This is a genomic window from Streptomyces sp. NPDC055955 (assembly GCF_042270245.1).
In the GTDB taxonomy this organism is placed as follows: Bacteria; Actinomycetota; Actinomycetes; order Streptomycetales; family Streptomycetaceae; genus Streptomyces.
In genome coordinates this window covers 51,692-71,757 of the sequence record NZ_JBHJYS010000003.1, presented here as the reverse complement: position 1 = coordinate 71,757, position 20,066 = coordinate 51,692, and the positions used below count along the sequence as shown (strand labels likewise).

General features: G+C 71.5%; 20 protein-coding genes. 14 read left to right on the top strand and 6 right to left on the bottom strand.

From position 1 onward, the window contains the following. Window position 1 precedes the first annotated feature (1 nt). The 4 genes from ACFC96_RS06435 to ACFC96_RS06420 all read left to right on the top strand — a co-directional run bounded on the left by ACFC96_RS06435 (window position 2) and on the right by ACFC96_RS06420 (window position 3,517). Window positions 2-937 (top strand): ABC transporter substrate-binding protein, encoded by a 936-nt coding sequence (locus ACFC96_RS06435; RefSeq protein ID WP_376610612.1) that lies wholly within the window; start codon window positions 2-4, stop codon window positions 935-937. 14 nt (window positions 938-951) lie between these two features. Then, a complete protein-coding gene (locus tag ACFC96_RS06430; protein WP_376262401.1) occupies window positions 952-2,352 on the top strand; it encodes a purine-cytosine permease family protein in 1,401 nt (466 codons plus the stop codon). Between the two features lie 72 nt (window positions 2,353-2,424). Then, window positions 2,425-2,850: a hypothetical protein gene (locus ACFC96_RS06425; RefSeq protein ID WP_376610611.1), complete on the top strand. Its 426-nt coding sequence runs from the start codon at window positions 2,425-2,427 to the stop codon at window positions 2,848-2,850. Window positions 2,851-2,941: 91 nt separating this feature from the next. Beyond that, window positions 2,942-3,517, top strand: coding sequence for a hypothetical protein (locus ACFC96_RS06420; protein ID WP_376262404.1), 576 nt, complete (start codon window positions 2,942-2,944; stop codon window positions 3,515-3,517). A 21-nt stretch (window positions 3,518-3,538) separates the two neighbouring features. Here the strand turns inward: ACFC96_RS06420 and ACFC96_RS06415 are convergent, their stop codons facing one another. Genes ACFC96_RS06415 through ACFC96_RS06400 form a run of 4 tightly spaced genes read right to left on the bottom strand, consistent with a single transcriptional unit; the run spans window position 3,539 to window position 5,658 of the window. Then, window positions 3,539-3,913, bottom strand: a complete 375-nt coding sequence (locus tag ACFC96_RS06415; protein ID WP_376262407.1) for a hypothetical protein — start codon at window positions 3,911-3,913, stop codon at window positions 3,539-3,541. 40 nt (window positions 3,914-3,953) lie between these two features. Next, complete coding sequence (locus ACFC96_RS06410) at window positions 3,954-4,427, bottom strand: roadblock/LC7 domain-containing protein (RefSeq protein ID WP_227295143.1); 474 nt, start codon at window positions 4,425-4,427, stop codon at window positions 3,954-3,956. A 38-nt stretch (window positions 4,428-4,465) separates the two neighbouring features. Next, window positions 4,466-5,200 carry a transcriptional regulator gene (locus ACFC96_RS06405; RefSeq protein WP_376610950.1) on the bottom strand — a complete coding sequence of 245 codons (735 nt, stop codon included), beginning with the start codon at window positions 5,198-5,200 and terminating at the stop codon, window positions 4,466-4,468. Between the two features lie 59 nt (window positions 5,201-5,259). Beyond that, window positions 5,260-5,658 carry a hypothetical protein gene (locus ACFC96_RS06400; RefSeq protein WP_376262410.1) on the bottom strand — a complete coding sequence of 133 codons (399 nt, stop codon included), beginning with the start codon at window positions 5,656-5,658 and terminating at the stop codon, window positions 5,260-5,262. Window positions 5,659-6,081: 423 nt separating this feature from the next. Between ACFC96_RS06400 and hutU the strand changes: the two genes are divergently transcribed. The 4 genes from hutU (at window position 6,082) to hutI (ending at window position 11,577) form a co-directional block, all read left to right on the top strand. Further along, window positions 6,082-7,746, top strand: a complete 1,665-nt coding sequence (hutU, locus tag ACFC96_RS06395; protein WP_376262413.1) for a urocanate hydratase — start codon at window positions 6,082-6,084, stop codon at window positions 7,744-7,746. Window positions 7,747-7,766: 20 nt separating this feature from the next. Continuing rightward, window positions 7,767-8,969, top strand: coding sequence for an allantoate amidohydrolase (locus ACFC96_RS06390; RefSeq protein WP_376262572.1), 1,203 nt, complete (start codon window positions 7,767-7,769; stop codon window positions 8,967-8,969). Further along, window positions 8,960-10,297 (top strand): formimidoylglutamate deiminase, encoded by a 1,338-nt coding sequence (locus ACFC96_RS06385; RefSeq protein ID WP_376610609.1) that lies wholly within the window; start codon window positions 8,960-8,962, stop codon window positions 10,295-10,297. Before ACFC96_RS06390 ends, ACFC96_RS06385 begins: the two co-directional genes overlap by 10 nt. A 110-nt stretch (window positions 10,298-10,407) precedes the next feature. Further along, window positions 10,408-11,577, top strand: a complete 1,170-nt coding sequence (hutI, locus tag ACFC96_RS06380) for an imidazolonepropionase (RefSeq protein ID WP_376610607.1) — start codon at window positions 10,408-10,410, stop codon at window positions 11,575-11,577. A gap of 89 nt (window positions 11,578-11,666) precedes the next feature. On the opposite strand, the gene ACFC96_RS06375 is transcribed toward hutI, so the two are convergent. Then, window positions 11,667-12,551 (bottom strand): RNA polymerase sigma factor SigF, encoded by an 885-nt coding sequence (locus ACFC96_RS06375; protein ID WP_376262421.1) that lies wholly within the window; start codon window positions 12,549-12,551, stop codon window positions 11,667-11,669. A gap of 262 nt (window positions 12,552-12,813) precedes the next feature. Here ACFC96_RS06375 and ACFC96_RS06370 point away from each other — a divergent pair, with 262 nt between their 5' ends. The 6 genes from ACFC96_RS06370 (at window position 12,814) to ACFC96_RS06345 (ending at window position 18,371) form a co-directional block, all read left to right on the top strand. Further along, a complete protein-coding gene (locus tag ACFC96_RS06370; RefSeq protein ID WP_376262423.1) occupies window positions 12,814-13,182 on the top strand; it encodes an STAS domain-containing protein in 369 nt (122 codons plus the stop codon). 214 nt (window positions 13,183-13,396) lie between these two features. Then, complete coding sequence (locus ACFC96_RS06365; protein ID WP_376262426.1) at window positions 13,397-13,918, top strand: ATP-binding protein; 522 nt, start codon at window positions 13,397-13,399, stop codon at window positions 13,916-13,918. A 194-nt stretch (window positions 13,919-14,112) separates the two neighbouring features. After that, entirely contained in the window at window positions 14,113-14,802 is a 690-nt protein-coding gene (locus ACFC96_RS06360) for an LPXTG cell wall anchor domain-containing protein (protein ID WP_376262429.1), read from the top strand. A gap of 52 nt (window positions 14,803-14,854) precedes the next feature. Beyond that, window positions 14,855-15,892 (top strand): hypothetical protein, encoded by a 1,038-nt coding sequence (locus tag ACFC96_RS06355; RefSeq protein WP_376610605.1) that lies wholly within the window; start codon window positions 14,855-14,857, stop codon window positions 15,890-15,892. Beyond that, entirely contained in the window at window positions 15,889-17,028 is a 1,140-nt protein-coding gene (locus ACFC96_RS06350; protein WP_376610603.1) for a hypothetical protein, read from the top strand. The genes ACFC96_RS06355 and ACFC96_RS06350 overlap by 4 nt, the downstream gene beginning before the upstream one ends. 14 nt (window positions 17,029-17,042) lie before the next feature. Beyond that, a complete protein-coding gene (locus ACFC96_RS06345) occupies window positions 17,043-18,371 on the top strand; it encodes a hypothetical protein (RefSeq protein ID WP_376610601.1) in 1,329 nt (442 codons plus the stop codon). Between the two features lie 84 nt (window positions 18,372-18,455). Here the strand turns inward: ACFC96_RS06345 and ACFC96_RS06340 are convergent, their stop codons facing one another. Beyond that, window positions 18,456-19,943, bottom strand: coding sequence for a peptide MFS transporter (locus tag ACFC96_RS06340; protein ID WP_376262437.1), 1,488 nt, complete (start codon window positions 19,941-19,943; stop codon window positions 18,456-18,458). Between the last annotated feature and the right edge of the window lie 123 nt (window positions 19,944-20,066).

The window sequence follows — 20,066 nt, the reverse complement described above, 5'->3', positions numbered from 1 at the left end:
GATGAACCGCAGGACTGTCATCGGGGGCCTGTTCGCCGCAGCCTCCGTCCCCGCGCTCGCCGCGTGCAGCGGCGGCATCACCTCTCTCGACGGCCAGGGCTCGGGCGGCGGGGGCGGCGGCTCCAGCAAGAACGGCGTCACCATCGGCACCGCCAACTTCACCGAGAACCAGGTGCTCGGCTACCTGTACGCGGCCGCCCTCGAAGGGGCCGGCGTGAAGACGAAGGTCCGCCCCAACCTCGGCACCCGCGAGATCCTCATCCCCGCTCTGGAGGGCGGCGACATCGATCTGCTCCCCGAGTACCAGGGAGCCCTCCTGCACTACCTCGACCCGAAGTCGACGGCCACCGAGGAGGGCGAGATGCAGAACGCCCTCGCCGTCGCCCTGCCCAAGGGCCTGCAGATCCTGCCCTACGGCCTGGCGGAGGACTCCGACGCGTTCGTCGTCACCCGCGAGACGGCCAGGAAGTACAAGCTGACCTCGCTCGCCGACCTGGCCGAGCACAACGGCAAGCTCGTCATCGGCGCCGCCCCCGAGGTGAAGAAGCGCCAGGTCGGCGCGGTCGGCCTGAAGGACGTGTACGGCATCGAGTTCAAGGAGTTCAAGTCCCTCGACTCGTCGGGGCCGCTGGTCAAGGGCGCCCTGAAGAAGGGCGACGTCGACGTGGCGAACCTCTTCACCACCGACACGGACATCGTCGACAACCACTGGGTCGTCCTCACCGACCCCAAGAACCTCGTCCCCGGCCAGCACGTCGTGCCGCTCGTCGCCGACCGCAAGGCCGACTCGACGGTCCGCAAGGCGCTCGCCCGCCTGGGCAACGTCCTGACGACGGAGCAGCTCACCGAGCTCAACCGGCAGGTGGACAAGGACAAGAAGGATCCCCAGGACGTCGCCGACGCGTACGCGCGTCAGCACGGGATCAGCAAGGGCTGAAGGAGAGTCGGATCATGGCCGAAGCACTCGTGGAGCGGCGCTCCATCGACGTAGTACCCGACGCGGAACGCCACGGCACGGCGTTCTCGCAGTTCACGCTGTGGCTCGGCGCGAACCTCCAGATCACCGCCGTCGTGACGGGCGCGCTCGCCGTCGTCTTCGGCGGCGACGTGGTCTGGTCGCTCGTCGGTCTCGTCGTCGGCAACCTGCTGGGCGGCGCCGTCATGGCGCTGCACTCGGCGCAGGGCCCCAGGCTCGGCCTGCCGCAGATGATCCAGTCCCGGGCCCAGTTCGGTGTGCGCGGCGCGGTCGTCCCGCTGCTCCTGGTGATCCTGATGTACGTCGGGTTCTTCGCCAGCGGCAGCGTGCTCGCGGGGCAGGCCGTCGGCGAGCTCACGCACACCGGGGACACCACGGGCATCGTCGTGTTCGCCCTGGTCACCGGGGTGATGGCGACCGTCGGCTACCGCGTCATCCACGCGCTCGGCCGGGTCGCCAGCATCGTGTGCGCGATCGCCTTCGTCTACCTCGGCATCCGGCTCCTGGACCGGGTCGACCTGTCCGCGCTGCTGCACGACGCGCATTTCGACGCCCCGATGTTCCTGCTCGCCATCTCGCTCTCCGCGTCCTGGCAGCTCGCCTTCGGCCCGTACGTCGCGGACTACTCGCGCTATCTGCCCCGCACGACGTCGGCGAAGTCCACGTTCTGGTGGACGCTGTCGGGGTCGGCGATCGGCTCGCAGTGGTCGATGACCTTCGGTGTCCTCGTCGCGGCGACGGCGGGCGCGAAGTTCCTCGACAACCAGGTCAGTTACGTGGTCGGACTCGGCGGCGCCGGGATCATCGCCTCGTTCCTGTACTTCGTGATCGCGCTCGGCAAGCTGACCATCAACGTGCTCAACACCTACGGCGGCTTCATGTCGATGGTGACGAGCGTCAGCGGATTCCGCGGCCAGAAGGTCCTCTCGCAGCGCGCCCGGGCCGCGTACATCGTGCTGATCATGATCGCGGGCACGGCGGTCGCGCTGGTGGGCAAGGACAGCTTCCTGTCGTCCTTCAAGGACTTCCTGCTCTTCCTGCTGACGTTCTTCACGCCCTGGTCGGCGATCAACCTGGTCGACTACTACCTGATCTCCAAGGAGCGCTACGACATCCCGGCCCTCTCCGACCCGCACGGGCGCTACGGGGCCTGGCGCTGGGACGCGCTCACCGTGTACGCGATCGGGCTCCTGGCCCAGCTCCCGTTCCTCGCCACGGCCTTCTACACGGGCCCGCTCGTCGAGCCGCTCGGCGGCGCCGACATCTCCTGGATCGTGGGGCTCGTGGTGCCGGCCGTCCTGTACTGGGCCGTGGCCCGGCGCAACACGGCGCACATCCCCGAGCGGACGCTGCGTGAGCCGGTGGCGGCCGAGTAGGGGCCGGCCCAGGGACAAGAGGGGGGTTAGCCCCACTGTCACGGCGGCGCCGGGTCCGTAACGTGGGGCGGTATGGAAGCCCGTGACGCCGAACTCAAGAAGGAACTCGACGCCACCCTGCACGCACGCAGGGAACTCGGCGAAGAGTACGAGTCCGCGCTCGTCGACTCGTTCCTGGACAAGGTCGAGCAGCGCCTCGACGGTGCCGTGGACCGCCGTGTGCGGCGGCAGCTGGCGGAGCAGCAGATGGTCGTCGCCCGGGGCGCGCGCGCCCCGCGCGACGACAGCGACAGCTGGGGCGAGCGCTTCGGCTTCGGCGTCGTCTCCCTGGTCCTCGCCATCCCGCTGTCCGCGATCGCCGTCGTCAACGCCGATCTGCCCGGCCTGCTGATCGCCTGGACGGGCATCGTCGGGGTGAACGCGCTGCACGCGGTGCGGGGGATGCCGCGCTTCGGGGCGACGCGCAAGCAGCGCGACAGCTCGGACTGGGAGGACTGAGCCCCCTCACGCCCGCTCTCAGGGAGCCCTCAGATTGCCTCGTTAGTCTCCGCCCGGTCGATGTGACATCGGAGTTGCGGAGGTGGCGGACGTGGCGACGCGCGGTGGGCAGGGTCTGGCCCGGGTGGCGGTGGTCGTGAGGGCCGGGGCCGTGCCCCTGTGGTGGCTCGGGGTGTGCGCCGCGGGCGTCGGAGTGCTCCCGCCGGGACTCACCGGCCGTCGTATCGGCGTGCTCGCGGGAGCGGCCCTCTTCCTGCTCTCGGCGGCCGCGGTCGCGGGCGTCCGGCGCAAGCGCTACGAGGGTCTGGCGCGCTCGGCGTCGCGCGCGGGCAAGCACGACGTGCTCCAGGACCGCGCGGTCACGGTGCGCAACTGGCGCCGCGGCCACCGCTGGTGGCTGCTCCTCGCCTTCCTCGCCGCCCTCGGCTCCGCCTTCGCGCTGCCCGCCGCGGGCGGCCTCCTCGTCGCCGGCACGGGCGCCGGCCTGTGGCTGCGGGCGACCCGCCTCGGCCGTCTGGAACGCCGCGAGGACCAGCTCCTGTGGGTACGGGTCGACTGGCTCGACGGGCGCGCGGGCGCTCCCGCGGGCGCCCGGGTCAAGGGCTACCGGTCGACGGGCACGGGCGCGGGCGACGCCGCACCCGGTGGGGCGCGGCGCCGCCCCTGACCGGGTGTGCGGGCCGAAGGCTCAGACCTCGAGATCGGACTCGATCTTCTTCAGCTGGTGACGTGCCATCGCCAGGTTCGCGCGGCTCTTGTCGAGGACCAGATAGAGGAAGAGGCCGTTGCCGGCGCGCCCCGACAGCAGGCGGATCAGGTGGTACTGGGTGCCGAGCGTGATCAGGATGTCCTCGATCTCGTCCTTGAGGCCGAGGTGCTCCATGGTGCGGAGCTTGGCCCGGACGACGTCGGTGTTGCCGGCGGCGGCCACTTCGAGGTCGAAGTCCTTGGTGCTGCCGATGGTGCCGAGCGCCATGCCGCTCGTGTAGTCGACGAGCGCGGCTGCCGTGGCGCCTTCGATCGAGGTGACGGCGTCCTTGAGGGCGGCTTCGGTGTTGGCCATGGTCGGTCCTTTCGGGGGATCGCGTATGTGGTGGGTTCGTTCAGGAAGCTGACTGGGGCGGTACGGGGCGTGTGGGCAGCCGCTGTTGCCGGGTTGACGGCCGGGGCTGGCGCCGGTCGGGCGCGGGCGGTTCGACGGGTGTCAGGACGTCCGCCACGAGTTCGCCGATACGCGCCCCGCAGCGGCGGCCCTCCAGGTGCAGGCGGCCGACGCTGACCTGGTCGTCCGCGAGCAGCGTCAGGACCGCGGACGGACCGGCCGCGTAGGTGGCCACATAGCCGTGGGTGCCGCGCACGAGGAGTTCGCGGAGGTCGCCGCGCCCCGTCGCGTCGGCCATGCGCAGGGCCACACCGAGCGCGGCGGCGGTGAGCGCGGCGATGCCCTCGGCCTCCACGCCGGGGGTGTCGTGGGCGAGGACGAGCCCGTCGACACCTGCCGCGAGCGCACCCGTGAGGCGGGGCACGCGGGCTCTCAACCGGTGCAGTTCTTCGAGGACTTCGGCCTCGGCCGTCATCAGCTGTCTCCTCTCGGCACGCTGGCGGAGCGCGCGTCTCACAGGGCCTCCAGCGCGTCTCTGAGGCGGCGTAACAGGGCGACATCGGGGTCGGCCGACGCCGAGCCCGCCCAGGCGGGCGCGGCCGGGGGCGGCAGCGGACGCGGTACCGCAGCCCGTACGAGGCCGGCGGCGGCGAGCCTGCGCAGATCCACCAGGGTGTGGAAGGCGGGCCTGCCGAGGACGTGGGAGATGTCGGCCGCGGTGCGCGCCCCGTCGACCAGGGCGAGCACGGCGCGCTGGCGCGGCGGGACCGCGGGACTGTTGCCGCCGCCCCGTTCGAGGGGTGCCGTGTCGGTGGCGGCGTCGGGCCAGATGCCGTGCAGCAGCTCGCGCCGGCGCAGCGTCTCGGCCTCCACGGACGCGACGGAGACGGGGTGGACGGTGCCGAACCAGTGGGCGGCGCCGTAGCGGAAGCGGGCCGGGGAGCCGCTGGGCGCGAGGGCGAAGAACGCGGCGTCGTAGAGGGCGCCCAGGTGGCACAGTTCGAGTGCGCCGTCGGTGAGCCGGCCGCTCTCCACGAGGTACCGGCCGACCCGCTGCCGGGCACCGGCCGCGTCGACGGCCTCCCACCAGCCGTCGGGGTGCAGGGCGCCGCCGGTGGTGAGCAGGACGTCGATGCCGGGCGTCGCGGGGCTCTCGGCGTGCACGACCTGCCCGTCGGCGAGGTAGAGCGTGCCGCGGTCGCGCAGCAGGGCGCCGGAGGCCCGCTCCTCGGCGAGGCGGCGCAGCATGGGGGAGACCCCGGACGACGTCGTGGTGCGGCCCTCGGCCCGGGCCGCCGCTGTCGTGGTCACCCGAGCACCAGCCGGTCCGCCATCTCGCCGAGCCGGATGCGGGACAGCGCCAGGTTGCCCTGTTCCCGGTCGAGCCAGAGATGGAGGAAGACGCTGCTGTCGAACGTGGTCCGTACGAAGCGCAGTACGTGATAGCCGTCCCGGCTGGTGACGATGACGTCCTCGACCGGGGGCTCGCCGGCGGACCAGTCGGCGCCGCCGGAGGGCGCGAAGGCGCGGTGCTCGGCGGTCATCCGGGCCAGCTCGGCGGCTTCCGCGGCGGTCGCCTCGTGATCCCCGTTCGGTGAGTCCCCGACGGTGCCCAGGGCGAGTCCGCTGGTCCAGTCGACCACGGAGGCACCCCGCGCACCGGGCAGCCGCATGGCTTCCAGCAGGCACTCGTCGATTCCGGGCACACCGGACTCCTCCCGTACGTGACGTTCGGCCGTGTGCACGACGCTACGCAACGTACGGAGGCCAGGTGAGGGTTCTGGCATTTTCCAGTGGAACATGCGTGGAGCGACTAAAATCCGCCAACCGGCCAGATAGGCGCGGGAGTCGGGGGCGCCGCCCTGCCCGGCCGAAGCCCCTGCGTATGGCCTTCTCGGGGCCTTGTCGGTGCCCCCTCGGGGCTTCCCCAGGGGCCCCGAGGCCCTCTCGGATCCCCCCGGCAGCGCCTCCGGCGCGTGGTCGCCGGATCTCCCTGACGATCTCTGCGACCAGGTGATCACCCCTGTCCGGCGCGCCCGCGCGGCAACCGGCCGCGAAGATGTATTGACTAGTTCTATTCAGAACGCCAGGATGTGAATAACCACGGCAACAGTGTCTAGGAGGCAGCCATGTCAGGACCCCGCCCCGTACGAGCCCCGCGCGGTACGGAACTGAACACCCTGGGATGGCAGCAGGAGGGCGCCCTCCGGATGCTCATGAACAACCTCGACGCCGAGGTCGCCGAGTACCCCGACAAGCTGGTCGTCTACGGGGGCACCGGCAAGGCGGCCCGGTCCTGGGAGGCGTACGACGCGATCGTGCGTACGCTCAAGACGCTGAAGTCGGACGAGACCCTCCTCGTGCAGTCGGGCAAGCCGGTCGGCGTCATGCGCACCAGCGAGTGGGCGCCGCGCGTGCTGCTCGCCAACTCCAACCTGGTGGGCGACTGGGCCAACTGGGAGGAGTTCCGCAAGCTGGAGGCCGAGGGCCTGACCATGTACGGCCAGATGACCGCCGGTTCGTGGATCTACATCGGCTCGCAGGGCATCGTCCAGGGCACGTACGAGACCTTCGGCGCGGTCGCCCGCAAGAAGTTCGACGGCACCCTCGCCGGGACCATCACCCTCACCGCCGGCGTCGGCGGCATGGGCGGCGCCCAGCCCCTCGCCGTGACGATGAACGAGGGCGTCGCCATCTGCGTCGACGTGGACGAGACCCGCATCGACCGCCGCATCGGCACCCGCTACCTGGATGTCAAGGCCGACAACCTGGACCACGCCCTGGAGCTCGCGGTCCAGGCCCGCGACGAGCGCCGCGGCCTGTCCATCGGCGTCGTCGGCAACGCCGCCGAGATCTTCCCGGAGCTGCTGCGCCGCGAGGCCCCGATCGACATCGTCACCGACCAGACCTCCGCCCACGACCCGCTGGCCTATCTGCCCGTCGGCATCTCGGTCGAGGACTGGGACAAGGAGCGCGAGGCCGACCCGGCCGGCTTCACCGACAAGGCGCGCCACTCGATGCGCCTGCACGTCGAGGCCATGCTCGGCTTCCTCGACAAGGGCGCCGAGGTCTTCGACTACGGCAACTCGATCCGCGACGAGGCCCGCAAGGCCGGCTGCGAGCGCGCCTTCGACTTCCCCGGCTTCGTCCCGGCGCACATCCGCCCGCTGTTCGAGGAGGGCCTCGGCCCGTTCCGCTGGGCCGCCCTGTCCGGCGACCCGGAGGACATCGCCAAGACGGACAAGGCGATCAAGGAGCTGTTCCCGGAGAACAAGCACCTGCACCGCTGGATCGACATGGCCGGCGAGCGGATCGCCTTCGAGGGGCTCCCGGCGCGTATCTGCTGGCTCGGCTACGGCGAACGCCACCTGGCCGGCCTGAAGTTCAACGAGATGGTCGCCTCCGGCGAGCTCTCCGCCCCGATCGCCATCGGCCGTGACCACCTCGACTCCGGCTCGGTCGCCTCCCCGTACCGCGAGACCGAGGCGATGAAGGACGGCTCCGACGCCATCGCCGACTGGCCGCTGCTCAACGCCCTGGTCAACACGGCCTCCGGCGCCTCCTGGGTCTCCATCCACCACGGCGGCGGCGTCGGCATGGGCCGCTCCATCCACGCCGGCCAGGTCTGCGTCGCCGACGGCACCGAGCTGGCCGCGCAGAAGATCGAGCGCGTCCTCACCAACGACCCCGGCATGGGCGTCATCCGCCACGTCGACGCGGGCTACGAGCACGCGGCCGACGTCGCGGCCGAGCGCGGGGTGCGGGTGCCGATGCGCGAGGGTGACGACGCGTGAGCAGTCCTTCCTTCGGCGAGATGTGGCGCGACCTCGCGCCCATCGGCCGCAGCGACGAGAGCGGCGGCTACCGCCGCTTCGCCTGGACCGCCGCCGACACCGACTGCCGGGCCTGGTTCAAGGACCAGGCCGAGTCCCGCGGCCTGACCTACGAACTCGACCGCAACGGCAACCAGTGGGCCTGGCTCGGCGACCCCGCCGCGGGGGACGCCGTCGTCACGGGCTCCCACCTGGACTCCGTACCGGACGGCGGCGCGTTCGACGGGCCCCTCGGGGTCGTGTCGTCCTTCGCCGCCCTCGACGAACTCCGCCACAGGGGAGTGGAGTTCACCCGTCCCCTCGCCCTCACCAACTTCGGTGACGAGGAGGGGGCCCGGTTCGGCCTGGCCTGCGTCGGCTCCCGCCTCACCGCGGGCCGGCTCACCCCCGAGCAGGCGGCGCAGCTGCGGGACGGCGACGGCGTCAGCCTCCCGCAGGCCATGGAGCGGGCGGGCTACGACCCGGAGGCGATCGGCCCCGACCCCGAGCGCCTCGCGCGCATCGGCGCCTTCGTCGAGCTGCACGTGGAACAGGGGCGCGCCCTGGACCTGTCCGGCGACGCCGTGGGCATCGCGAGTTCGATCTGGCCGCACGGCCGCTGGCGCTTCGACTTCCGCGGCGAGGCCAACCACGCGGGCACCACACGTCTCGTGGACCGCCGCGACCCGATGCTGTCGTACGCGCAGACCGTCCTCGCGGCCCGCCGCGAGGCGGAACTCGCGGGCGCCGTCGCCACGTTCGGCAAGATCTCCGTCGAACCGAACGGCGTCAACGCCATCCCGTCCCTGGTCCGCGGCTGGCTCGACTCCCGCGCCGCCGACCAGCAGACCCTCGACACGGTCGTCACGGCCGTCGAGAAGGCGGCCCGCGAGTACGCCGACGCCCACGGCATCGACCTGGAGACCGTGCGCGAGTCGTTCACGCCGGTCGTCGAGTTCGACCACGCGCTGCGCGACGAGCTCGGCCGCATCCTCGGCACCGACGACCGGCTCACCGTCCCGGTGCTCGGCACCGGCGCGGGACACGACGCCGGAATCCTCGCGGACTCCGTGCCGACCGCCATGCTGTTCGTGCGCAACCCCACGGGCGTCTCGCACTCCCCGGCCGAACACGCCGCGGAGGACGACTGCCTCGCCGGGGTCAGCGCACTCGCCGACGTACTGGAGGGTTTGGCGTGCAGGTGACGTACTGGCTTGAGCATGCCTGGCTCGACCCGGAGGTCGAGCCGGGCGTGGTCGTCGAGGTGTCGCAGGACGGCCGCATCGCGGACGTGCGCACCGGCGTCGACACCCCGCCCCCCGGCGCGACCGTTCTGCGCGGCCTGACCGTCCCCGGCCTGGCCAACGCGCACAGCCACGCCTTCCACCGCGCCCTGCGCTCCACCGTCCAGGTGGGCTCGGGCACGTTCTGGACGTGGCGCGAGGTCATGTACTCGGTCGCGGACCGGCTGACCCCGGACACGTATCACGCGCTGGCCAGGGCGGTGTACGCGGAGATGGCGCTCGCCGGGATCACCACCGTCGGCGAGTTCCACTACCTGCACCACGCGCCGGACGGCACCCCGTACGACGACCCCAACGCGATGGGCGAGGCGCTGATCGCGGCGGCCGCCGAGGCCGGCATCCGCATCACGCTCCTCGACACGGCGTATGTCTCGTCGGGCTTCGGCAAGGAGCCGGACCGCCACCAGCGGCGCTTCTCCGACGGCACCACCGAGGCGTGGGCCGAGCGGGCCACGCTCCTCAAGGACCGCGACCACGCGCGCATCGGCGCGGCGATCCACTCCGTGCGGGCCGTCCCCGCGGACCAGCTCGGCACGGTCGCCGAGTGGGCGGGGACGCGCGGCGCGCCCCTGCACGTCCACCTCTCCGAGCAGACCGCGGAGAACGAGGCGTGCCTGGCCGCGCACGGCCGCACGCCGACCCGGCTCCTCGCGGACCACGGCGTGCTCGGCCCGAACACCACGGGCGTCCACAACACGCACCTCACCGACGAGGACATCGCCCTGCTCGGCGGTTCCGGGACGGGCACGTGCATGTGCCCCACCACGGAACGCGACCTGGCCGACGGCATCGGTCCCGCCGTCGCCCTCCAGAAGGAGGGCTCACCGCTCTCTCTGGGCTCGGACAGTCACGCCGTCATCGACCTCTTCGAAGAGGCACGGGCGATGGAGCTGAACGAGCGCCTGCGCACGCGGACGCGGGGCCACTGGACGGCGGCGGCCCTGCTGCGCGCGGCCACGGCCGACGGTCACGCGGCGCTCGGCTGGAACGACGCCGGGCGGATCGCGCGCGGGGCCCTCGCCGACCTCACGACGGTCGCGCTGGACTCCGTACGGACGGCGGGCCCGGTGCCGCGCCTCGGGGCGGAGACCGCGGTGTTCGCGGCGTCGGCCGCGGATGTGCGGCACACGGTCGTGGGCGGCCGGCACATCGTCCGTGACGGCCGGCACGAGCTGGTCGAAGACGTCCCCGGGGCGCTGGCCGCGGCGATCGGGGCGCTGCGGGCGTAAGGCTGTCTCCCCTCCCTCAGCCCGCCTCCTCCCGAATGTCCTCGAACGCCGGACGGGCTGACACCACAGCCCTCCGGCGTTCGAGGTTTCCCCACCCACGGAGAGGAACCATGACCACCACCGTCATCACCAACATCGGCTCCCTGGTCACCAACGACCCGGCCCACGGCGACAGCCCGCTCGGGCTCATCGAGAACGCGGCGGTGGTCGTCGAGGGCGACCGGATCGTCTGGGTGGGGCCGCAGGCGAAGGCCCCCGCGGCCGACTCCACGTACGACGCCGAGGGCCGCGCCGTCATCCCCGGCTTCGTCGACTCGCACTCCCACCTGGTGTTCGCGGGCGACCGCACCCAGGAGTTCAACGCCCGCATGTCGGGCCGCAGTTACTCCGCCGGAGGCATCCGTACGACGGTCGCCGCCACCCGCGCCGCCACGGACGCGGAGCTGGAGGCGAACCTCACCCACTACCTCGCCGAGGCGCTGCGCCAGGGCACGACGACGTTCGAGACGAAGTCGGGCTACGGGCTGACCACCGACGACGAGGAGAGGGCGCTGCGCATCGCGGCGCGGCACACCGACGAGGTCACCTACCTCGGCGCGCACATCGTGTCGCCGGACTACGCGGACGACCCGGCCGGCTACGTCGCGCTCGTCACCGGCGAGATGCTGGACGCCTGCGCCCCGCACGCCCGCTGGGTCGACGTCTTCTGTGAGAAGGGCGCCTTCGACGGCGACCAGGCCCGCGCGATCCTCACGGCCGGCAAGGCCCGCGGCCTGCACCCCCGCGTCCACGCGAACCAGCTCGGCCACGGGCCCGGGGTCCAGCTCGCCGTCGAACTCGACGCGGCGAGCGCCGACCACTGCACCCACCTCACGGACGCGGACGTGGACGCCCTGGCCCACAGCGGGACGGTCGCCACGCTGCTGCCCGGCGCCGAGTTCTCCACGCGCGCCGAGTGGCCCGATGCCCGCCGTCTCCTGGACGCGGGAGCGACCGTGGCGCTGTCCACGGACTGCAACCCGGGTTCGTCCTTCACGTCCTCGGTGCCGTTCTGCATCGCCCTGGCCGTACGGGACATGGGGATGACGCCCGACGAGGCGATCTGGTCCGCGACGGCGGGCGGCGCGCGGGCGCTGCGCCGCGACGACGTCGGCCGCGTGGCGCCGGGCGCGTACGCGGACCTGGCCCTGCTCGACGCGCCGAGCCATGTGCACCTGGCGTACCGGCCGGGCGTGCCGCTGGTGTCGGCCGTCTGGCGGCGCGGAGTGCGCGTCGCCTGAGCCGCGACACACGTCGTCCGAGCCACACCACACGTCGCCTCCGCGCATGCAGCGCGGAGGCGACGTGTGGTGTGGCTCCGGCGTGACGGCTATTCCTCGAGCGTGAGGCCCTTGCGCAGGCGGACCAGCGTGCGCGACAGCAGCCGGGACACGTGCATCTGCGAGATGCCCAGCTCCTCGCCGATCTCCGACTGCGTCATGTTGGCGACGAAGCGCAGGGAGAGGATCTTCCGGTCCCGGGAGGGGAGCTCGGCGATCAGGGGCTTCAGGGACTCGACGTACTCGATGCCCTCGAGCCCGTGGTCCTCGTACCCGATGCGGTTCGCGAGCGCGCCCTCGGAGTCGTCCTCCTCGGGCTGAGCGTCCAGGGAGCTGGCCGTGTAGGCGTTGGAGGCGGCCATGCCTTCGACGACCTCGTCGTTCGTGATGCCCAGGCGCTCGGCGAGCTCGCCCACCGTCGGTGCGCGGTCGAACTGCTGGGCGAGTTCGTCGCCCGCCTTGGCAAGGTCGAGACGAAGCTCCTGGAGCCGCCGCGGAACGCGGACCGACCAGGACGTGTCACGGAAGAAGCGCTTGATCTCGCCGACGATGGTCGGCATCGCGAAGGTGGGGAACTCGACGCCACGGCTCAGTTCGAAGCGGTCGATCGCCTTGATCAGGCCGATCGTGCCGACCTGGATGATGTCCTCCATCGGCTCGCTGCGGGAGCGGAACCGGGACGCCGCGAACTTCACCAGGGCGAGATTGAGTTCAACCAGCGTGTTGCGGACATACGAGTATTCGTGGGTGCCCTCTTCGAGGGACTCCAGCCGTTCGAAGAGCGTTTTGGACAGGGCCCGGGCGTCCTGGGGAGCCACCTCGTCGAAAGGCGGGATCTCCGGCAGGCCGGCCAGGTTGTCGAAGGCCTCGTGTTCCGGTGGGGGTGTCGACGCCGACGCCTGGTCAGTACGCGATTCGTCGAGCCGGGGTGACATGATGTCCTCCATCGTTCTCGGCATATGGCTGCCGATGCCAATACGTGCACTGCGGTGTGCGGCGCCTCCAAAGCCGGCCGTGGTCGATAGCTGTCCTTACTAGGCCTACCCGCTTTTACGCTCCGCCCGCAAGTGCGTTCTGTGCGTAAATGTCCGATTCCTAGGGGTTGTTCGGGTACCGGAGGGCATACTGAAGGCGTAGTGTTCGGGGGCGTCAATGAACAGCCACGACGGTCGAGCAGACTCGGAAGAGAGAGACGTCATGGACCGCGGGACAGTCGGCAGCGCGCATCGGGGCCGGCTTCTGGTCGAGGTGCGGGAAGAGGGCGCCAGCGCCGTCGTGACTCCGGTGGGTGAGCTGGATCACCACACCGCCGACCTGCTGCGAGAACCGCTGGAGAGCTGTCTCGCCTCCGGGTTGTCGCGGCTGGTGATCGACTGCTCACGGCTCGAGTTCTGTGATTCGACCGGGCTCAATGTGCTGCTGGGCGCCCGCCTCAAGGCGGAGGCCGCCGGCGGCGGAGTCCATCTGGCCGCGATGCTGCCCGTGGTGGCCCGGGTCTTCGAGATCACCGGCGCGGAGGCCGTCTTCACCGTTCACGAGTCGCTGGACGCGGCTCTCGAGGACTGACGGGGCGCGTACGCAGGTGAAGCACGGAAGTTACGCGTCAGTTGTCTCTATGTGATCGAGGCGTTACCAGCGTCACATCAGCCACACCGAAGAAGTGGGTGTTCTCACGGATCGGTCGGGCAGGAGACATGCTGGGTCCCACGTCGGACCACGCCGTCACGGCGGATTTTTTCCACACATCACACGTCAAGAGTCTCGGTGAGGTGAAGTGCTGATGGGCACCACCCGGCCCTACTCGCCGGGCGACCGCGGCCCGGAGCCGGAAGCCGCCGGTGAAACCGGTGGCACGCCAGGTCTGCCCCCCGTCGACGTCGGTCGGGCAGCCGGGCACCAGAGCCGCAGGCTGAACCTCGTCGGGGCGGCGGGCATCGTCCCCCTGGCCCGCGACTTCACCCGCGAGGCGCTGCACGCATGGGGCTGGATGCCGGCGGACACCGCCGACCGGCGGGCCGCCGCCGAGGATGTCCTGCTCGTCGTCTCCGAGCTGGTCACCAACGCCTGTCTGCACGCCGAGGGCCCCGAGGAGCTGCGCATCTCCTGCGACAGCAAGGTGCTGCGCATCGAGGTCTCCGACCGGGGGGCCGGGCAGCCCGCGCCCAGGACCCCGCACCGCGCCGGCCGCCCCGGCGGGCACGGGATGTTCATCGTGCAGCGCCTGTGCGTGGACTGGGGGGTCGTCAGGACCGCGGGCGTCCCCGGCAAGACCGTGTGGGCCGAAGTGGGGGCACCCGCCTGACGGGAGCCCTTGGGGGGCCTGGGGTTACCCCGGGTTCGCACGTCTCTTCGCACGCGCCGGATCCCATCGGATCCGGCGCGCACTTATGTCTTCCCTCGGCAAGGTCCCCGGCGTACCTTGAGCGCCCGATCTGATGTGCCGTCAGTAACTTGGCGCGTGCAACTCAGGAACTCCCGGCGTGAGGGGAACTCGAGGTGTCGTACCGGACGTACCAGAAGCGAACGGCAGCGCTCGCGCTGGCCGCGGCCCTGGCCGGCTCCGGGGTGCTGATGGCCGCCCCCGCAGCCCAGGCCGATGTGCAGGACGTCAACTACCAGTGCAAGACGCCGATCGGGAACAAGGGAGCGGTCTCCCCGATCGACATCAAGGGCGTGAAGAGCGGCAGCGCCTACAAGATCACCATGTCCTTCCAGAAGGGCGTCTCGTCCAGCCCGGTCGAGCTCGGCAAGGGCGCCATGAAGCCCAGCGCCGTCATCAAACTGGGCGGCGCCGAGACCGGCTCCCTGCCCGTGTCCGGACCGCCGAACGCGGAGGCGGTCCCCGCCAACACCCCCATCAAGATCAGCGACCTGTCGGGCACCTACACCCCGGCCAAGAGCGGCAAGGTCACCTTCACGGCGGGTGTCCTCACCATCAAGGCGCTCGGCACCACGACCACGTGCACCCCCGCGAACAGCCCGAAGCCGTCACTGACCCTGGACGTCAAGTCGGCCGGGGGCGGCGGCACTTCGGGCGGCTCGCAGGGCACCCCGTCCGGCGGCGAACTGCCGCAGACAGGACCCGAGGACTCCGCGATCGCCCTCGGCACCCTCGGCGGCACGGTGCTGCTCGCGGGCGCCGCGGGCGTGCTGTGGCTGACGAGGCGCAACCAGGCGGCGCGCTGACCTCGGCGGCCGTGCCCGTCCGACATCCGTACGCGACGACCTGGAGCCGCCGATGCCGTCCAGTCCCCGGGCCCGCGCCCGCCTGCGCGCGCTGTGCGGGGCCGCCGTCCTGCTGACCGCGGGGGCGGGGGTCCCGGCGGCCGCGGCCGGCACGGCGCCCGCCTGGTCCGTCTCGCCGTCGGCCGGCGGCGGCACCAGGCCCGCGCAGGACGGGCGCCCCTACTTCTACGCGGAGGGCGTGCCCGGCGCCGTGCTCCAGGACAAGGTGGCCGTCACCAACCCCGGCGGCCGCCCCCTGACAGTACGGCTGCGCGGCGCCGACGCCGACAACACCGGCACCGGAGCCCTCTCCCTGCGCAAGAAGTCGACCGACACGGGAGCGTGGATCACCTTCGCCCGGCGCGAGGTGAAGATCCCGGCGCGCACCCGCGCCGAGGTGCCCTTCACCGTCACCGTCCCGGCCGACGCCACACCCGGCGACCACCCGGGCGCCGTCGTGGCGAGCGCGAACGGGCGGGACTCCGGCGTCAGCGTCCATCTGCGGGTCAGCGGCCCCACCCTCTCGGCACTCACCGTCGAGCGGGTCCGGGTCACCGGCGGCCGGATCTCGTACGACCTCGTCAACCGCGGCAACACCGTCCTGACCCCGAGGCTCGCCGTGCGTGCCGACGGCCTGCTCGGCCGGGCGCTCGACCGGCGCCCGCGCACCCTGCCGGTCGAGCTGCTGCCGGGCCGCCGCGTCACCCTCAGCGAGCCCTGGAGGAACGCCCCCGCCCTCGACTCGGTCCGGGTGCGGCTCACGGTCACGGCCGGGGGCGGAGCGCACGACGAGGCGACGGCGACGAAGCGCTTCGTGCCGTGGGCGGCGGTCGCCGGAACGTGCGCCGTGATCCTCGCCGCCGGGTGCGCGGCCTTGTGGTGCGTACGCCGACGGCGGCATGCGAGCGGCGGCGATGGCGAGAGCGACGTGAACGGCGAGAACGGCGAGAACAGCGAGAACGGCGAGAACGGCGAGAACAGCGAGAACAGCGAGAACGGCGAGAACAGCGGGAACCACGGGAGCCAAGAGATCCAAGGGAGTTGGTCATGAACCGCCGCCACCGCTGCGGGCCCCGGCTGTGGGCGGCAGCGTTCGTCCTCGTCACCGTGCTCGGCCTCGTCGCCCTGCCGCAGGCCGCCTCCGCCGCCGAGGGGCCGGCCGTCACCCTCTCGAAGTCCCAGGCGGGCACGGGCGGTTCGATCACCGTCAGCGGCTCGGGCTGGCGTCCCAGGACGCTGCTCATGCTGCTGATCTGCGGCCGGTCCGCACCCGGCAGAGGAGTCATCGGCGGCACGAACTCCTGCGCCAACGCCGACGGCCGCGCCGTCACCACCGGGGACAAGGGCACCTTCAGCAAGAAGCTCCCGGTCGCCGAGCCGCCCGTGCCCTGCCCGTGCGTCGTCCACGTGGCGACCGTCACCGGTGACAAGGCACAGGCGGACGCGGTGCTCAAGGTCGCGGGCCATCCGGTCGAGGCGCTCCCCGCGCAGGCGGGCGCCGGCAAGCTGTCCGTCCTCACCGACACCCGGCTCGACGGTTCGAGCGGCGTCCTGACCTGGTTCGGTGCCCCGGCGTCGCGCACCTTCGTCTTCACCGTCGGCAACGTCGGCTCGGCCCCCCTCAAGGACCCGGTCTTCCAGGTCGGCACCTCCCACGGGGTGTTCGCCCCGCAGTGGGAGGACCAGCAGTGGCGCGGCACGATCGCCCCCGGCAGGAAGGCGCAGATCAAGCTGCCCGTCGAGCTGACCTCGGGGGCACACGGCAACTACCTGGTCTCCCTCAAGTTCGGCGGCAGGGTCCTCGCCGAGCAGCCGTGGGGCGTGGGCCGCCCCTGGGGCGTGACGCTCTTCTGGATCCTGCTCTGCGTCGTCGTACCGGCCGCCGTGTTCCGGATCGGGATGGCCGTCGTCGACCGCGTACGCCCTCGGCGGTCCGGCGGCGGGGGCCGGCACCGGGGCGCGCTGCACTTTCCCGAACTGGCCGCGCGCGTACCGGGACTGCGCCTGCCCGAACCGTCCCGCCGGGCTCAGGGCCCGGCGCGCGACAGCACCGGGTCCACCACGGAAGCCGGCACCCGCACGACCACGGCCCTGCCCTGGTTCACCCCGGACACCGATCCGGGCGCACCGGCCGGTCAGCTCTCCGCACCGTCAGACAACAGCCCGACGACGAAGGGAAACACGTGAGCACGCAACGGAGAGTGAGTGCGGTAGGGGTCGCCCTGATGCTGGGCGGTGCGGGCCTCCTGCTCGCCGCCGCGCCGGCACAGGCCGCCGAAGTCGCGTACAAGACCGAGTGCATCCCGCCCTCGATCTCCGGCCTTCCCCCCGTGGAGGGCACGACCAAGGTGGAGATCACGGCGCCCGCCGAGGCGAAGGTGGGGGACGAGGTGGAGGTCGTCTGGAAGACGACGCAGGCCGCCTCGAACAACCCCGATGTCCTCGACCTCGACAAGGACACGGTCAAGCCGACCGGAACGGTGAAGGTGGGCGGCGCGCAGACCGCGGACCTGGCGGTGGAGGGCGAGCGCTCCAACCCGCCCATCAAGAAGAACAGCCCCATGGTGCTCTCCGACATGAAGGGCAAGATCAAGCTGACGGCGCCCGGCGAGGTGACGCTGACGCCCGACAAGTACAACATCAACGTCAGCAAGCCGATCTCGACGGACACCAAGTGCTCGCCCAAGGAGACCGTGAAGCCCGGCGCGACCATCAAGGTCACCGACGGGGGCGGCGCCACCACGGGCGGGCTGCCCACGGGGCTTCCGACGGGTCTCCCGACGGGCCTGCCCACAGGGCTTCCGACCGGGCTCCCCACGGGTCTGCCGACCGGCAGCGCCAGCGCCACTCCCACCGGCGGATCATCCGGCTCCAGCGGCGGTGACACCAGCGGCGGCGGCGGCGGGCAGAGCGACTTCACCGGCAAGGAAGTCCAGATCCCGTACAAGTGCAAGACGCCCATCGGCGACAAGGACGCCACGTCGCCGGTGCAGATCAACGCGAAGAAGGACGGCGGGAACTACGGCCTCACGGTCCAGTTCAAGAAGTCCGTCATGGACAGCCCGGCCGACATCCCCGCGGACTCGGTCAAGCCGTCGATGGAGGTGAAGCTGGGCGGCGCCGACAAGGGCACCGTGCATGTGGACGGCCCCACGAACAAGGAGGCCATCAAGTCCGGTGCGCCCATCAACATCCCTGACCTGACGGGCACCTACAAGCCGGGCGCCGACGGCAAGTCGACGCTGTCGCCCGGTGTTCTCACGGTGAAGGCCCTCGGCACGACGACGACGTGCACCCCGTCGAAGACGGAGGTCTCCCTGGAGATCGACACGGCGGCCCAGCCGGGCGGCGCGGCAGGCGGCTCGGGCTCCGGCTCGGCGGGCGGCTCGGACACGTCCGGCGGCCTCGCGGAGACAGGCTCCTCGAACGACGGCATCCTGCGTGCCCTCGGCCTGGTCGCGGGCACGGTGATCCTGCTGGGCGGAGCGGTCTTCACGTTCCTGCCGAAGCGGCGGGCCAGGCTGCGCTGACCGGGACACCCCGGGACGCCGAAGGGCCGCCGCACCGAATCCGGTGCGGCGGCCCTTGGGATGCCTACTGGCAGAGCGGAGCGACTAGCGGACGTCGCCCATGAGCTCCTTGACCTTCTTGCGGTACATGAACACCGCGCCACCCGCGATCACCGCGAGCGCGGCCTCCAGGGCCACGACGCCCGAGCCGTTGAGGTCGGCGCCGTAGGTGGAGAGCAGACCCGTCACCGCGTCGCCCGCCGTCACCGCGAGGAACCAGACACCCATCATCTGGGAGCCGTACTTCGCCGGGGCCATCTTGGTGGTCACCGAGAGGCCGACCGGGGAGAGCGCCAGCTCGCCGACCGTCTGGACGAAGTAGATCAGGACGAGCCACCAGGGGCTGACCTTGCCGTCGCCCGCGGCCGTCAGCGGCAGCAGGAAGACGAAGAAGGAGATACCCACGAGGACCAGGCCCAGCGAGAACTTGGTGACCGTGCTCGGCTCCTTGCCCTTGCGGGCCAGCGCCAGCCAGATCATGGCGGCGACCGGGGCCAGCGCCATGATGATCACCGGGTTCACGGACTGGAACCAGGAGACCGGGAAGTCCCAGCCGAAGACGCTCGTGTTGGCGTGGCTGTCGGCGAAGATCGACAGGGTCGAGCCGCCCTGGTCGTAGATCATCCAGAAGACGGCGGCGGCGACGAAGAACCAGATGTAGCCGGAGACCTTCGACTGCTCGGTGCGCGTCAGTTCCTTGTCGCGCTTGATGCGGCCGAGAACCATGATCGGGACGATCAGGCCGATCAGCATGAGCGGGACCATCACCCAGTTCAGGGTGTAGGTGCCGGTGCCCACGACGATGCCGTAGAAGACGACCGCGATGAGCAGCCAGATCATCGACTTCTTCAGCGTGGCGGCGCGCTCGGCGGCGTCCAGCGGCTTCGGGACGACCGACGACGTCTGCGACAGGTGGCGGGTGCCGAGCAGGAACTGGCCGAGGCCGATCGCCATGCCGACCGCGGCGAGCGCGAAGCCGAGGTGCCAGTTCACGTTCTGGCCGACGGTGCCGATGACCAGCGGCGCGGCGAACGCGCCGAGGTTGATGCCCATGTAGAAGACGGTGAAGCCGCCGTCACGGCGCGGGTCGTCCGGGCCGTTGTACAGGTGGCCGACCATCGTCGAGATGTTGGACTTCAGCAGACCCGAACCGACGGCCACGAAGAGCAGACCGACGTAGAAGACGCCGTTCGACGGGACGGCCAGCAGCAGGTGACCAAGCATGATCACCGCACCGGCGATCGCGGTCGTCTTGCGCGGACCCCACACGCGGTCGCCGAACCAGCCGCCGGGCATGGCGAGCAGGTACACCGTCGAGACGTAGACGGAGTAGATGGCGATCGCGGTGCCCGCGTCGAGGCCGAGCCCCTCGGGGGCCACCAGGTACAGCGGAAGCAGGGCGCGCATGCCGTAGTAGGAGAAACGCTCCCACATCTCGGTCATGAACAGAGTGGCCAGACCGCGAGGGTGGCCGAAGAAGGTCTTGCCGCCGGAGGGTGCCCCGGTGGCTTCCTTCGTCAGGCTGGTCGCCATGGAAGTTCCTTGCTGGTACGGGTCGCGGGTCGTGGGTGACCGCGCGGCCAGTGGGGGTGGCCGGCACCGGGACCTGCCGTCCTCATCTCCCCACGCCCACAGGGGAGCGCCTCCGTGCGCGAA